The sequence below is a fragment of the Amycolatopsis kentuckyensis genome (assembly GCF_002155975.1).
GTDB classification, from domain to species: domain Bacteria; phylum Actinomycetota; class Actinomycetes; order Mycobacteriales; family Pseudonocardiaceae; genus Amycolatopsis; species Amycolatopsis kentuckyensis.
The window spans coordinates 1-14,191 of record NZ_MUMI01000015.1 but is presented as its reverse complement, the minus strand read 5'-3'; the positions used below and the strand labels follow the sequence as shown (position 1 = coordinate 14,191).

Below are 14,191 nucleotides of genomic sequence, written 5' to 3'. Positions count from 1 at the left end.
TTCCGGCCCCAATCACGCGGGTTACGGCCCTGATCACGTGAGTTACGGGCGGAGGAGCTTGCGGACTGTGCGTTCGACCAGGGTGATGGCCTTGGGTGGGGGAGTTCGGCCGGTCGAGAGGTAGCGGTGGACGACCGCGCGGGGGATCTCGACCAGGGCGAGCACGACCTCCTCGTCCGTGGCGTCGGTGCGCGGTGGTAGGTTCAGCGTCGCTCGCTTCAGCACGTCGTGCAGTTCCTGTTCCGCTTCGGCGAGGGCCGTGGCCGCTTCGGGCGACCAGTCCGCCGGGCCGAACGCCTGGCGGCCCGCGTCGAGGACCCGGGCGCCGTCGGGGTGCTTGCGGCACCAGTGGACGACGCTCGCCGCGGCCGCGACCGCCGCTTCGACGTCGGTCGCGTCACCCAGCGCGGCCGTGAACGTGGCCTGGAAGTCGCGCAGCGTGCGGAGCCACAGCTGGGCCAGCAGCGCCGGGCGGTCCGGGAAGCGGTGGTAGATCGAGCCGTTCGGCGCGCCGGCGGCCTTCGCCGTCGCGGCCATCGTGACCGCGCGGGCGCCCCCGGCGGCGAACAACGCCGCCGCCGCGTCGAGGAACTGCTCTGTGGTGTGCGTCGCGGGCCGGCCCATGTTGTAGAGACTATGCTCTAATACGTTCTGGAGGACAGTCTCCAGATCGGGAGGGCGCCACCATGGTCCGCAACGTACACACCCGGCGGTTCCCCGGACACCGGGAAGACCTCGGCCGGCTGCTGGTCACCCTCGGCACCCCGGACGACCGGCTCTGGCCGGTGTCGGACTGGCCGCCCACGCGCGTGCACGGCCCCCGCGTCCCGGGCACGCCGGCCGGGCACGGGCCGGTCGGCTACGTGCTGGAGGAGGCCGAACCGGAGCGGCTGCGCTTCCGCTTCACGGCCCCGGCGGGCGTCCACGGCCACCACGAGTTCACCATCGACGGCGACGCGCTGACGCACGTCCTGGACGCGTCGCTGCACGGCGGGGCCCGCCTGACCTGGCCGTTGTTCTTCCGGCCGCTGCACGACGCCCTGCTGGAGCAGCTGCTCGACCGGGCGGAACTGGCGCTGACCGGCCGGGTCGAGCGGCCGGTCCGCTGGTCGCCGTACGTCCGGTTCCTGCGCGGGCTGGGGAAAATCCGCTCGCGCGTCCGGCCGGCGGCGGTGAAGATCCGGGCATGATCGTGCTGACGCCGTTGGACGAGGCCGCCTTGGCGCGGCTCCTCGAAGCCGCCGTGGCCGGGGCCGACCCCCTGGAGGTCATGCCCCCGGTCGACGGCCCGCCCGGCTGGACGTCCGCACGCCGTGCCGCGTTCCTGGCCTTCCACCGCGCCCGGAAGGCGGTCGAACGCACCTGGGTGATCGACGCCGACGGCGCGGCGGTGGGCGCGGCCCGCCTGGAGCCCCGCGGCGACGCGGTCGAGGCGGGCATCTGGCTGGCCCGTGACGCCCGCGGCCGCGGGATCGGCAAGCAGGTGACGGCGTTGCTGCTGGCCGAGGCCCGCGCGAGCGGCGCGGCGAGCTTCATCGCCTCGACCACGGCGGCCAACCACAGCGCCCGCGCCCTCCTGTCCGGGACGGGTGCGGCGCTCACCACCGAAGGGGACGACGTCGCCGCGGAGCTGCGGCTGCGCTGAGCGTCCTGAACGACTCATTCCTGACGGGTGCCGCCAGGAATGAGTCATCCGGGACGGCATTCAGCCGAGCTGCAGCTCGGGCGAGTACATCTCGATCCAGTGGTACAGGTCGAGCAGCCGGTCCAGGCCGATCCGGTCCGCCGGGGCCATGGTCGCCGAGTCCACTTCGGACACCCGGTGCGCCCACGCGCGATCGACCAGGTCGAAGACGGCGTGCCCCGGCTCGGCCAGGACCTCCTTCGCCTGCTGCTGCAACGCCGCCGCGTAGCCCGGGTCCTGCGTCGACGGGTACGGGCTCTTCACCCGCTGCGCCACCGACGCAGGCAACACGTGCGAAGTGGCGTGCCGCAGCAAGCTCTTCTCGCGGCCGTCGAACGTCTTCAGCGACCACGGGGTGTTGTACACGTACTCCACCAGCCGGTGGTCGCAGAACGGGACGCGGACCTCCAGGCCCACCGCCATCGACGCGCGGTCCTTGCGGTCGAGCAGCATCCGCACGAACCGGGTCAGGTGCAGGTGGCAGATCGTCCGCATCCGCGCCTCGACCTCGGACTCGCCGTCCAGGTGTTCTACCGAAGAGACGGCGGAGCGGTACTCGTCGCGCAGGTAGGACTCCAGGTCCATCTTCGCCATCAGCTCGGGCGTGTAGATCGTCGTCCGGTCGGTCATCATCGCGCTGCGGAACGCGATCCACGGGAACATCTCCGCGTTGACCGAAGCCTCGTCGAAGAACCAGCGGTAACCGCCGAAGACCTCGTCGGCCGACTCGCCCGACAGCGCCACCGTCGACTCGCCGCGGATCGCCTTGAACAGCAGGTACAGCGACGTGTCCATGTCGCCGAGCCCGGCCGGGATGTCCCGGGCCCGCAGGACCGCGCGCCGCACCTCCGGGTCGGTCAGCTCGGCCGGGTTCAGCACGACGTCCTGGTGCGCCGAACCCACCAGCGAGGCGACGTCCCGCACGAACGGCGAGTCCGCTGTGTCGCGCATCTCGTCCGGCTTGAAGTTCTCCTCCTGGCCGAAGAAGTCCACCGAGAACGTCCGCAGCTGCTCCCCTTGCGCGGCGAGCCGAGCCGCGGCGAGCCCGGTGACGGCGCTCGAGTCGAGGCCACCCGAGAGCAGGACGCAGCGGGGGACGTCGGCGACGAGCTGGCGGTTGACGATGTCGGTCATCAGCTCGCGGACGCGGGCGACGGTCGTCTCCTGGTCGTCGGTGTGCTGCTTCGCGTCCAGCTTCCAGTACGTCCGCGTCCGGACGCCTTCGCGCGAGACCGTGACGATGGTGCCCGGCCGGACCTCCTCCATGTCCTTCCACAGCGACCAGCCGGGCTTCTTGGTGAAGGCCATCAGCTCGCGCAGCCCGTCCGTGTCGACGACCTTCGCGGCCAGGGGGTTCGCCAGGATCGCCTTCGGTTCCGAGCCGAACAGCACGCCGTCGCGGGTCGGGTAGTAGTAGAACGGCTTGATGCCCATCCGGTCGCGGATCATGACCAGGCGGTCGTCGCGCTCGTCCCAGATCGCGAAGGCGTACATGCCGTTGAGGTGGTCGACGACCTCGTCGCCCCACTGCAGGTAGCCGTGCAGCACCACTTCGGTGTCGCTGTCGGTCTCCCAGGTGTGGCCGAGCTTCGTCAGTTCTTCCTTGAGCTCGGTGAAGTTGTAGGCCTCACCGCTGTAGACCATCGCCACTTCGCCGTTCGGCGTGGACACCGTCATCGGCTGGCGGCCGCCGGGCAGGTCGATGATGGCCAGCCGCCGGTGGCCGAGCGCGACGTGCCGGCGGACCCAGGTGCCCGAGTCGTCCGGCCCGCGGCAGGCCATCGTCCCGGTCATCGCGTCGACGACGTCCTGGCGACGGGTGAGGTCGGCCTCGTAGGAAACCCAGCCGGCGATACCGCACATAGCCCCTCCCGGAGATTGCTTAGCTGATACAACTATCGGTAACCCAGGTGTAACACGACCCGAAGATCTTGTCTGCCCGAATTGCACGTTCCGCACTTGTTCGATCACGCGGTGTGTCACTTGTCACTGGCCGACTACCTGCGGTGAGAACGGGGCAAGCGTTTGCGTGACCGCCGCCACCGGCCGTCAAGGCGGCGTAAATGCGCGTCAGGAACGCGTCAAGGCGCCATCAGCCGGGCTCCGGAAGGGCCTCCCAGGACCGCACAGTGACGTCGTCCCCGGTCACCGAACCCGGTGACCTGTCCTGAGAGGTGCCTGTGGCCGACTTGCTCTACGCCGTTCTGCTGATCGGCGTTTTCGTGGTGCTGGCGCTGGTGCTGCGCGGCTTGGAAAAGCTGTGAGCGGCGCCGGAGCCGTGGCCAACGTCGTGGGCGGGCTGCTCGCGCTCGGCCTGCTGGTCTACCTGTTCGTCGCGCTGATCAGGCCGGAGAAATTCTGATGTCCGACACGACGGCCGGGCTCATCCAGCTCGGTTTGCTCCTCGCCGCCCTCGCCGCGGTTCACAAACCGCTCGGCGACTACCTGGCGCGCGTCTTCTCCACCGAGAAGCACCTGAAGCTCGAGAAGGGCCTCTACCGGCTCTTCCGCGTCAACCCCGACTCCGAGCAGCGGTGGCCGACCTACGCCGCGGGCGTGCTCGGCTTCTCGTTCGTCTCGGTCGTCCTGCTCTTCCTGCTGCAGCGCCTGCAGCCGCTGCTGCCGTGGAGCCTCGGCCGCGGCGCGGTGAGCCCCGGCGTCGCCTTCAACACGGCGATCTCGTTCGTCACCAACACGAACTGGCAGTCCTACGTCCCCGAGACGACGATGGGCCACTTCGTGCAGATGGCCGGCCTGACCGTGCAGAACTTCTTGTCGGCGGCCGTCGGCCTGGCCGTGGCGATCGCGGTGACGCGAGGCTTCGTCCGGGCGAAGACCGACCGGCTCGGCAACTTCTGGGTCGACCTCACCCGCGGCACGGTCCGCGTGCTGCTGCCGATGGCGTTCGTGTTCGCCATCGTCCTGGTGGCGCTCGGCGTGGTGCAGAGCCTCAAGGCCGGCGTCGCCGTGACGAACCCGGACGGCAGCCCCGGCACGATCGCGCTGGCCCCGGCGGCGAGCCAGGAGGCGATCAAGGAGCTGGGCACCAACGGCGGCGGCATCTTCAACGCCAACTCCGCGCACCCGTTCGAGAACCCGACCGCCTGGACCAACCTGATCCAGCTGTTCCTGATCCTGGTCGTCCCGGTCAGCCTGACCCGCGCGTTCGGCACGCTGGTCGGCAACCGCCGCCAGGGGTACGTCCTGCTGAGCGTGATGGGCCTGCTGTGGGCGGCTTCGCTGGCGCTCATCTGGTTCTCGGAGGCCAAGGCGAACAACCCGGCGGCGCTGGCCGCCGGCGCGAGCATGGAAGGCAAGGAGCAGCGCTTCGGCATCGGGATGACGTCGATCTTCGCCGACACCACCACGGGCACCTCGACCGGCGCGGTGAACGGCGCCCACGACAGCCTCTCCGGCCTCGGCGGCGGCGGTCCGCTGCTGAACATGCTTTACGGCGAGATCTCGCCCGGCGGCGTCGGCACCGGCCTCTACGGCATCCTCGTCCTGGCGATCATCGCGATGTTCCTGGCCGGGCTGATGGTCGGCCGCACCCCGGAGTACCTGGGCAAGAAACTCGGCAAACGCGAGGTCACCTGCGCCGCGATCGCCATGCTGGCGATGCCGACCGTCGTGCTCCTCGGCTCCGGGATCGCCCTCCTGCTGCCGGGCACGGCGGGCGCGCTCGGCAACACCGGCGCGCACGGGCTGTCCGAGGTCCTCTACGGCTACGCGTCGACCGGCAACAACAACGGCAGCGCGTTCGGCGGCCTGACCGCGACGAGCGACTGGTTCCAGTCGTCGTTCGCCGTCGCGATGGCGTTCGGCCGGTTCGTGCCGATCCTCGCCGTGCTCTGCCTGGCCGGTTCCCTGGCCGCGCAGCGCAAGGTGCCCGAGACCGCGGGCACCCTGCCGACCACCGGGCCGCTGTTCGCCACCCTGCTCACCGGCACGGTGGTGCTCGTCGCGGCCCTCACGTTCATCCCGGCGCTCGCGCTCGGGCCCATCGCGGAGGCACTCGCATGACCGTCACCGAAGAACGACCTCGGGTGACCCCCGCCGAACCCCCGGGCCGGGTCGGCGCCGGCGTCTTCAGCCCGCGCCAGCTCTGGACGTCGCTGCCGGAGGCGCTGCGGAAGCTGAACCCGAAGCACCAGCTCGGCAACCCGGTGATGTTCGTGGTGTGGGCGGGGTCCGCGCTCACCACGGTCTTCGCCGTCACCGACCCGAGCGTGTTCACCATCCTCATCGCCGTCTGGCTGTGGTTCACGGTCCTGTTCGCCAACCTCGCCGAGGCCGTCGCCGAGGGGCGCGGGAAGGCGCAGGCCGAAAGCCTGCGGCGGTCGAAGAAGGAGACCGTCGCCCGCCGCCTCACCTCGAGCGGAGAGGAGCAGGTCCCCGGCGTCGAGCTGAAGATCGGCGACCTGGTCGTGGTCGAGGCCGGTCAGGTGATCCCCGGCGACGGCGACGTCGTCGAGGGCATCGCGACCGTCGACGAGTCGGCCATCACCGGCGAGTCGGCCCCGGTCATCCGCGAATCCGGCGGCGACCGCAGCGCCGTCACCGGCGGCACGACCGTGCTGAGCGACCGGATCGTCGTGCGGATCACCACCAAGCCGGGCGAGTCCTTCGTGGACCGCATGATCGCCCTGGTGGAAGGCGCTTCGCGGCAGAAGACGCCGAACGAGATCGCGCTGACCATCCTGCTCTCGACGTTGACGATCATCTTCCTGCTCGCCGTCGTCGCGCTGCAGCCGATGGCCCGCTACTCCGGCTCCGAGCAGTCGGTGATCGTGCTGACCGCGCTGCTCGTGTGCCTCATCCCGACGACCATCGGCGCGCTGCTGAGCGCGATCGGCATCGCGGGCATGGACCGCCTGGTGCAGCGCAACGTCCTGGCCACGAGTGGCCGCGCGGTGGAGGCCGCGGGCGACGTCTCGACGCTGCTGCTCGACAAGACCGGCACGATCACCTTCGGCAACCGCCGCGCGACCGGGCTGATCCCGGTCGGAACGTCCACGATGGACGAACTGGCCCGCGCCGCCCGGCTCGCCAGCCTGGCCGACGAGACCCCCGAGGGCCGCAGCGTCGTCGAGCTGACGGCGGACCACGCGGGGCAGGACGAGCACGGCGAGTTCGTCCCGTTCACCGCGCAGACCCGGATGAGCGGCCTCGACGTCGGGGGCCGGCGGATCCGCAAGGGCGCGGCGAGCGCCGTCCGCGCGTGGGTGCGCGACAACGGCGGCGAGTTCCCCGACGAGACCGAGCGGGTGGTCGACGAGATCAGCGCCCAGGGTGGCACGCCGCTCGTCGTCGCCGAAGACACTGTGGTGCGGGGCGTGATCCGGCTGTCCGACGTGGTCAAGCCGGGGATGAAGGAGCGCTTCGCCGAACTGCGCGCGATGGGCATCAAGACGGTGATGATCACCGGCGACAACCCGCTCACCGCGAAGGCCATCGCCGCGGACGCCGGTGTCGACGACTACCTCGCCGAGGCCAAGCCCGAAGACAAGATGGCGCTCATCAAGCAGGAGCAGGAAGGGGGGCGCCTGGTCGCGATGACCGGCGACGGCACCAACGACGCCCCCGCGCTGGCCCAGGCCGACGTCGGCGTCGCGATGAACACCGGCACCTCGGCCGCCAAGGAAGCCGGGAACATGGTCGACCTCGACAGCGACCCCACGAAGCTGATCGAGATCGTCGAGATCGGCAAGCAGCTGCTGATCACCCGCGGCGCGCTGACCACGTTCAGCGTCGCCAACGACCTGGCCAAGTACTTCGCCATCCTGCCCGCGATGTTCACCGGCATCTACGCCCAGCTGGGCGGGCTGAACATCATGCACCTGGCCACGCCGAAGTCGGCGATCCTCTCCGCGGTCATCTTCAACGCGCTGATCATCGTCGTGCTCATCCCGCTGGCCCTGCGCGGCGTGCGGTACAAGCCGTCGTCGGCCTCGGCGCTGCTGCGCCGCAACCTGCTCGTCTACGGCCTCGGCGGGATCGTCAGCCCCTTCCTCGGGATCTGGCTGATCGACCTGCTGGTCCGTCTCATCCCCGGAATCGGGTGACTTCCGTGACCACGCTCGTCAAACAGACCTGGGCCGGGCTGCGCGTCCTGCTCGTGATGACCGTCCTGCTCGGCATCCTCTACCCCCTGGCCGTCTGGGCGATCGCCCGCGTCCCCGGCCTGGAGGGGAACGCCGAAGGCTCGATCGTCACGCAGAACGGCCAGGCCGTCGGATCCTCGCTCATCGGCGTCGACCCGGTGCCCGCCGACCCCGCGCACGACCCGTGGTTCCACACCCGCCCCACGGCGGTCAACCCGGACATGCCGTCCGGCGCGTCCAACAAGGGTCCGGACAACGAGGACCTGGTGAAGACCATCGGGGAACGGAAGGACGCCATCGCGAAGCGCGAAGGCGTGACGCCCGATCAGGTACCGCCGGACGCCGTGACGGCGTCGGGCTCGGGCCTCGACCCGGCGATCAGCGTCGCCTACGCCGATCTCCAGGCCGCGCGGGTGGCGCGGAACACCGGTTTGCCCCTCGACCGGGTGAAGCAGCTGATCGAGCAGAACACGAGCGGGGCCGGGATCGGCGTCCCCGGCGTGAATGTGCTCCCGCTCAACTTGGCCGTGCGCGCCGCGGCCGGAGGGGCACACTGACAGCGTGACCACCGAAAACGCACCGGCGAAGCCGCGCCGAGGAGAGCTGAGGATCTACCTCGGCGCGGCTCCGGGCGTCGGCAAGACCTTCGCCATGCTCGGCGAAGCGCGGCGGCGCCTCGACCGCGGCACCGACGTCGTCGTCGGCCTGGTGGAGACGCACGGCCGCGAGAAGACCGCGGCGCTCCTCGAGGGCCTCGAGACCGTCCCGCGCCGGCACGCCGAGCACCGCGGCCGCACCTTCGACGAGATGGACGTCGACGCGATCCTCGCCCGCGCACCCGAGGTCGCCGTCGTCGACGAACTCGCGCACACCAACGTGCCGGGTTCACGCAACGCCAAGCGCTGGCAGGACGTGCACACCCTGCTCGAGGCCGGCATCGACGTGCTCTCCACGGTGAACGTGCAGCACCTGCAGAGCCTCAACGACGTCGTCGAGCGGATCACCGGCGTCACGCAGCAGGAGACCGTCCCGGACGAGGTCGTCCGCCGCGCCGAACAGCTGGAACTGGTGGACATCACCCCGGAGGCCCTGCGGCGGCGGCTCGCCCACGGCAACGTCTACCCGGCCGAGCGGATCGACGCCGCGCTCGGCAACTACTTCCGCCCCGGCAACCTCACCGCCCTCCGGGAACTGGCGCTGCTCTGGGTGGCCGACCAGGTCGACGTGGCCCTCCAGCGCTACCGCGCCGAGCAGCGGATCACCGACACGTGGGAGGCGCGCGAACGCGTCGTCGCCTCGATCACCGGCGGCCCGGAGAGCGAGACGCTCATCCGCCGGGCCAGCCGGATCGCCACCCGCGCCGGTGCCGAACTGCAGGTGGTGCACATCCTGCGCGGCGACGGCCTGGCCGGGATCAGCCCGGCCGCGATGGCCCGCTGCCGCAAGCTCGCCGAGGAGGTGGGAGCGACGTTCCACACGGTCGTCGGCGACGACGTCCCGGGTGCCCTGCTGGACTTCGCCCGCGGGGTCAACGCGACCCAGCTGGTCATCGGGACCTCGCGCCGGTCCCGGGTGGCCCGGCTGTTCGACGAGGGCATCGGCGCTTCGGTGGTCCAGCGGTCGGGCCCGATCGACGTGCACATGGTCACCCACTCCGAGGCCGGCGGGCGCCTGCGGACCGGCCTGGCCGCGAGCCCGCTGGGGGTCTCGCGGCTGGTGACGGGCTGGGTGCTGGGCCTCGTGCTGCCGGTGCTGGTCACCCTCGTCGGCGTCTTCGTGCCGAGCGGCCTCGACTTCGCCACCGACGTCATCGCCTACGTCCTCGCCACGGTCATCGTCGCCCTGGTCGGCGGCCTCGGCCCGGCCCTGGTCGCGGCCGTGCTCGGCGCCGGGCTGCTCAACTTCTTCTTCACGCCGCCGCTGTACACGCTCAACGTGCACACCCCGCAGAACCTGGTGACGCTGATCGCGATGGTCGTGGTCGCGGTGCTGGTCGCGCTGGTCGTCGACCAGGCCGCACGCCGGGCCGCGCAGGCCGCCCGCGCCCGGACCGAGGCGGCGCTGCTGGCCTCCTACGCCCGGACCGTGCTCACCCACGCGAACCCGATCGAGCGGCTGCTGGCGAAGGTCCGCGAGAACTTCGCGCTGACGTCGGTGACGCTGCTGGAGAAGCAGGACGGGGTCTGGCAGTGCGTGGCGACCGCGGGGGAGCACCCGTGCGCCGACCCGGACGAGGCCGACGTCGACATCGCGGTCACCGCCGACGTCCACCTGACGCTGCGCGGGCGGGCGCTGCCGGCGGCCGACCGGCGGGTGCTGGAAGCCGTGGCCGGGCAGGCCCTCCTGGCCCTGCGCCAGCAGCGGATGGCGGCCGCGGCGGCGCGCGCCGAGCGCAAGGCCGAGGCGACCGAGCTGCGCACGACGCTGCTCTCGGCCGTCGGGCACGACCTGCGGACGCCGCTGACGTCGATCAAGGCGTCGATCGGCAGCCTCCGGGCGGCCGACCTCGCCTTGTCCGAAGAGGACACCGCTGAGCTGATGGAGGCCATCGAGCTGTCCGCCGACCGGCTCGCCGGGCTGATCGACAACCTCCTCGACTCGTCGCGGCTGGCCACCGGGGCGGTCCGCCCGCACCTGCGCCCGGTGGGCTACGACGAGGTCGTCGCGCACGCCCTGTCCAATGTGGACAACTCGTGCGACGTCGTGGTCGCGATCGACGACGACGAGCTGCCGTCGGTGCTGGCCGATCCCGGCCTGCTGGAACGGGTGGTGGCGAACGTGCTGGACAACGCCCTGCGCCACGGTGCCGCGCCGGTGTCGGCCCGGGCCAGCGCGCACTCCGGCCAGGTCGAGCTGCGGATCGTCGACCACGGCAAGGGGCTGCGCAAGGGGGCCGCGGACTCGGCGTTCGCGCCGTTCCAGCGGCTCGGCGGCGACCGGGACACGACCCCGGGCGTCGGGCTCGGGCTGTCGGTGGCGAAGGGGTTCACCGAGGCGATGGGTGGGACGATCCGCGCCGAGGACACCCCGGGCGGCGGGCTGACGGTCGTGGTGTCGCTGCCCGCGTACAGCGTGGAGTTCGAAGAAGAGGGGGTGCGATGAGCGACCCGGGTGCCACCGTGCTGGTGGTGGACGACGAGCCGCAGATCGTGCGGGCACTGCGGATCAACCTGACCGCCCGCGGCTACAAGGTGATCACCGCGCACGACGGCACGGCCGCGTTGAAAGCGGTGGCCGAAACCAAGCCGGACGTGGTGGTGCTGGACCTCGGCCTGCCGGACCTGGACGGCACGGAGGTGATCGCGGGCCTGCGCGGCTGGACGACCGTCCCGATCATCGTGCTGTCCGCGCGCGGAGACTCGGCGGACAAGGTCGAGGCCCTCGACGCGGGCGCCGACGACTACGTGACGAAACCGTTCGGCATGGACGAGCTGCTCGCCCGCCTGCGCGCGGCGGTCCGCCGTTCGGCGGTGGCGGGCGCGGACGGCGCGGACGCGGTGGTGGACACGGCGTCGTTCAGCGTCGACCTGGCGGCGAAGAAGGTCCGCCGCCACGACGGCGTGGAGGTCCACCTGACGAAGACGGAGTGGGGCGTGCTGGAGCTGCTCGTCCGCAACCGCGGCCGGCTGGTGGCGCAGAAGCAGCTGCTGCACGAGGTGTGGGGCCCGTCGTACGAGACGGAGTCGCACTACCTGCGGGTGTACCTGGCCCAGCTGCGGCGCAAGCTGGAACGCGAGCCCTCCCGGCCGCGGCACCTGCTAACCGAACCGGGGATGGGGTACCGCTTCGAGGTCTGACCCGGTGGGTACCCCGTCGGCGTGACGGAGGGGCGATTGCCGGCGAGGGTGGCCTTGTCCCTGGCGCTGCTGTGGACCGTGATCACGGTCGCCGCCGTCGTCCTCGCCCTCGGCGGGGAAGCGACGGGGTGGCGGGAAGCGCTCCGGTTCGGGTGGGCGGTCGCCGGGGCACTGGCGGCCGCGTTCTACTGGCTCCGCTACTTCCGGGCACGCCGGAGCCGGGACGAGGTCTAGCCGGGGCCCGGGCTGGGTACTTCCCGGGCATGGACGGGTCGAAAACGTGGTTGCTCGGCGGTGAGCGCATCCCGCCGGTGCTCGTGCTGACGCTGGCGGTGGGCGCGACCTTCGGCGCCCTCGGCTGGCTCTTCACCGCCTTCGAGGCCGGCACCGGCTGGGCGACGTGGCTGCGCGTCGCGGCGGTCGGCGCCGGGGCCCTGCTGACGGTCTACCTGTGGGCGCTGGTCGCCCACCTGGTGCGGCGCCGGTGACCGGAACTCCGGCGCGACACACCCGGAGGGCCCTCGCCGGGCGCCTGCTCCTGCTGTCGGTGGCGGCCTACCTGGCCGGCGTCGGGATCGCTGCCGCCTTCGGCCGGCCGGCTCCCTGGGTCTCCGGCATCGTTGCGCTCGGGCCGGTGCTGGGCGGGGTGGCCGGAGGTGCTCTGGCCCGCCGGTCCCGGGGGACGTCCTAGAACCAGAAGGTCGGCTGGTCGATCCCGAACCGCAGCTTCGCGTACCGCTTGGACGCCGCCGCGGAGAAGTAGATGTGCTGGGCCGCCGCGTGGAGGTCGCGGAAGCAGCGCTGCATCGGCTGGTCCGCGTGCAGCGCGCCCGCCCCCGCGTAGCCGAAGGCGATGTTCACCGCGCTCAGCGAAGCGCGCATCGCCTGCTGCGTCGCCAGCAGGAACTGCCCGCGCTGCCGGACGCCCGGGACGTCACCCGCGCACGCCGTCTCCCACAGCTCGCCGAGCGCCTCGAAGACGAACGCCCGCGCCGACCGCAGCCGCCCTTCGGCGCGGGTCAGGGCGATCTGGACGTCACCGTCTTCGGCGATCGGGCCCGGGCCCGGCGGGCGGAACTTGGCCGGCGCGAACGTCGTGAACTCGTCCAGCGCGCGCCGGGCGATGCCGAGCGGGACGCCCGCCATCAGCGTGCCCACGAACGTGAAGAACGGGAACCGCCACAGCGGCCCGTCGTGGCACGCCGGGTTCGTGAACGGCGAGATCGTGTGTTCCCCGCGCACGACCGTGTCGATCTCGACGTCGTGGCTGCCGGTGCCGCGCAAGCCGGTGACGTCCCAGTTCTCGACCACCCGCACCGCGGCCGCCGGCACCACGGCGAGCCGCCAGTCCCGCGGGTCGCCGCCGGCGAAGGCGCCGTTGAAGAACAGGTCCGTGTGCGGGCTGCCGCTGCAGAACCCCCACTTCCCGGCCAGCGTGAACGTGCTGTCGCCGTCCGGGGTGAGGCGGCCCATCGGCGCGAACACGCCGCCGCCGATGGGTTCCGGGGTGCCGGCCACGAGGTCTGCCGCGACGGCCGGGTCCAGCCAGGCGAGGAACGCCGAGCCGTTGCCGATGGTGATCGTCCAGCCCGCCGAGCCGTCCGCGCGGGAAAGCTCCTCGACCACCTCGACGATCCTGGCCGGCGGCAGCTCCTGCCCGCCGAGCCCGCGCGGCGTCGCCAGCCGGAAGAGCCCGGCTTCGCGGGCCCGCTCGACCAGGTCCCGGGGGAGGGTCTGGAGCTGCTCGGCTTCGACGGCCCGCGCGCTCAGCTCGGGCGCGAGCTCCCGCGCGGCGGTGACGGCGTCGGTCGTGGCTTGTTCCATCATGGTCAGCGCCCCCTCAGGGTGTCATGATAGATGCGGTTCTATTCGATAGAGGAGTCTCTACCTAAATGGCCGGCCCTGTCAAGCGTCGTTACGACACCTCGCGGCGTCAGGAGCAGGCGCGCGAGAACCGTCGCCGGATCCTGGCGGCGGCGGCGGAGCTGTTCCGCGAGAAGGGGTACACGGGCACGGCGATGCCCGAGGTGGCGAAGGCGGCGGGCGTGGCCGTGCAGACCGTCTACAAGGCGTTCGCCAACAAGGCGACGCTGCTCAAGGCCGTCTTCGACGTGACGGTCGCGGGCGACGACGAGGACGTCCCCATCATCGGCCGCGACTTCATCGCCGACATCCGGGCCGAGCCGGACGCGGTGCGGAAGATCGAGCTGTACCTCGACCACCTGGTGGGTGTCGCGCCGTCGGTGTTCCCGGTGCAGCTGCTGGCCCGCGACGCGGCCGCCGCCGACCCCGCGGCCGCCGAGGTGTGGGCCCGGATGCGGCAGGAGATGCTGACGGCGATGACGTACTTCTCGGCGGAGCTGCTGGGCACCGGGCAGGTCAAGCCGGGCCTGACCGCCGACGACGTCCGCGACGTCCTGTGGACCTACCACGGTCCCGAGCAGTACGAGCTGCTCTGCCTGGAGCGCGGGTGGTCCGCGGAGCGCTACGGGAAGTTCCTGCGCGACGCGATGGTCGCGGCCGTCCTGGCCTAGGAATGCCGGAGGCCACCGCCGCGGCGGTGGCCTCCGGCATTCCTAGGCCAGGACGGCCGCGACCATCGCGTC

15 protein-coding genes are annotated in these 14,191 nt (G+C 71.7%); 12 read left to right on the top strand and 3 right to left on the bottom strand.

The genetic code is table 11. The features are described from left to right. Positions 1-42: 42 nt before the first annotated feature. The gene (locus tag CCN39_RS01270) at positions 43-624 is read right to left on the bottom strand and encodes a TetR family transcriptional regulator (RefSeq protein WP_086837960.1); all 582 of its coding nucleotides are present in this window, start codon (positions 622-624) and stop codon (positions 43-45) included. Between the two features lie 62 nt (positions 625-686). Between CCN39_RS01270 and CCN39_RS01265 the strand changes: the two genes are divergently transcribed. Beyond that, positions 687-1,190: a hypothetical protein gene (locus tag CCN39_RS01265; RefSeq protein ID WP_086837959.1), complete on the top strand. Its 504-nt coding sequence runs from the start codon at positions 687-689 to the stop codon at positions 1,188-1,190. Further along, positions 1,187-1,645: a GNAT family N-acetyltransferase gene (locus CCN39_RS01260; RefSeq protein WP_086837958.1), complete on the top strand. Its 459-nt coding sequence runs from the start codon at positions 1,187-1,189 to the stop codon at positions 1,643-1,645. Before CCN39_RS01265 ends, CCN39_RS01260 begins: the two co-directional genes overlap by 4 nt. Positions 1,646-1,705: 60 nt before the next feature. Here the strand turns inward: CCN39_RS01260 and asnB are convergent, their stop codons facing one another. After that, the gene (gene asnB / locus CCN39_RS01255) at positions 1,706-3,547 is read right to left on the bottom strand and encodes an asparagine synthase (glutamine-hydrolyzing) (RefSeq protein ID WP_086837957.1); all 1,842 of its coding nucleotides are present in this window, start codon (positions 3,545-3,547) and stop codon (positions 1,706-1,708) included. A 397-nt stretch (positions 3,548-3,944) separates the two neighbouring features. Between asnB and kdpF the strand changes: the two genes are divergently transcribed. From kdpF to CCN39_RS01210, 9 genes are read left to right on the top strand one after another with little or no spacing between them, the layout of a single operon-like run. Next, positions 3,945-4,046 carry a K(+)-transporting ATPase subunit F gene (gene kdpF, locus CCN39_RS01250; protein ID WP_086837956.1) on the top strand — a complete coding sequence of 34 codons (102 nt, stop codon included), beginning with the start codon at positions 3,945-3,947 and terminating at the stop codon, positions 4,044-4,046. Further along, entirely contained in the window at positions 4,046-5,707 is a 1,662-nt protein-coding gene (gene kdpA / locus CCN39_RS01245) for a potassium-transporting ATPase subunit KdpA (RefSeq protein WP_086837955.1), read from the top strand. The genes kdpF and kdpA overlap by 1 nt, the downstream gene beginning before the upstream one ends. Further along, entirely contained in the window at positions 5,704-7,749 is a 2,046-nt protein-coding gene (gene kdpB, locus CCN39_RS01240) for a potassium-transporting ATPase subunit KdpB (protein ID WP_086837954.1), read from the top strand. Before kdpA ends, kdpB begins: the two co-directional genes overlap by 4 nt. A 5-nt stretch (positions 7,750-7,754) precedes the next feature. Further along, positions 7,755-8,345 carry a potassium-transporting ATPase subunit C gene (locus CCN39_RS01235; protein WP_086837975.1) on the top strand — a complete coding sequence of 197 codons (591 nt, stop codon included), beginning with the start codon at positions 7,755-7,757 and terminating at the stop codon, positions 8,343-8,345. 4 nt (positions 8,346-8,349) lie between these two features. Continuing rightward, positions 8,350-10,890, top strand: a complete 2,541-nt coding sequence (locus CCN39_RS01230) for a DUF4118 domain-containing protein (protein ID WP_086837953.1) — start codon at positions 8,350-8,352, stop codon at positions 10,888-10,890. Further along, positions 10,887-11,585 (top strand): response regulator, encoded by a 699-nt coding sequence (locus CCN39_RS01225; protein WP_086837952.1) that lies wholly within the window; start codon positions 10,887-10,889, stop codon positions 11,583-11,585. Before CCN39_RS01230 ends, CCN39_RS01225 begins: the two co-directional genes overlap by 4 nt. A 21-nt stretch (positions 11,586-11,606) precedes the next feature. Beyond that, on the top strand, positions 11,607-11,819 hold the full coding sequence (locus CCN39_RS01220) for a hypothetical protein (protein WP_143263881.1): 213 nt from the start codon (positions 11,607-11,609) through the stop codon (positions 11,817-11,819). A 29-nt stretch (positions 11,820-11,848) separates the two neighbouring features. Beyond that, the gene (locus tag CCN39_RS01215) at positions 11,849-12,073 is read left to right on the top strand and encodes a hypothetical protein (RefSeq protein WP_086837950.1); all 225 of its coding nucleotides are present in this window, start codon (positions 11,849-11,851) and stop codon (positions 12,071-12,073) included. Then, entirely contained in the window at positions 12,070-12,276 is a 207-nt protein-coding gene (locus CCN39_RS01210) for a hypothetical protein (protein ID WP_086837949.1), read from the top strand. Before CCN39_RS01215 ends, CCN39_RS01210 begins: the two co-directional genes overlap by 4 nt. Here the strand turns inward: CCN39_RS01210 and CCN39_RS01205 are convergent. Further along, on the bottom strand, positions 12,273-13,412 hold the full coding sequence (locus CCN39_RS01205; RefSeq protein WP_086837948.1) for an acyl-CoA dehydrogenase family protein: 1,140 nt from the start codon (positions 13,410-13,412) through the stop codon (positions 12,273-12,275). The two genes, CCN39_RS01210 and CCN39_RS01205, sit on opposite strands and share 4 nt — an antisense overlap. Before the next feature lie 65 nt (positions 13,413-13,477). Here CCN39_RS01205 and CCN39_RS01200 point away from each other — a divergent pair, with 65 nt between their 5' ends. Continuing rightward, complete coding sequence (locus CCN39_RS01200; protein ID WP_086837947.1) at positions 13,478-14,119, top strand: TetR/AcrR family transcriptional regulator; 642 nt, start codon at positions 13,478-13,480, stop codon at positions 14,117-14,119. The last annotated feature ends 72 nt before the right edge of the window (positions 14,120-14,191 follow it).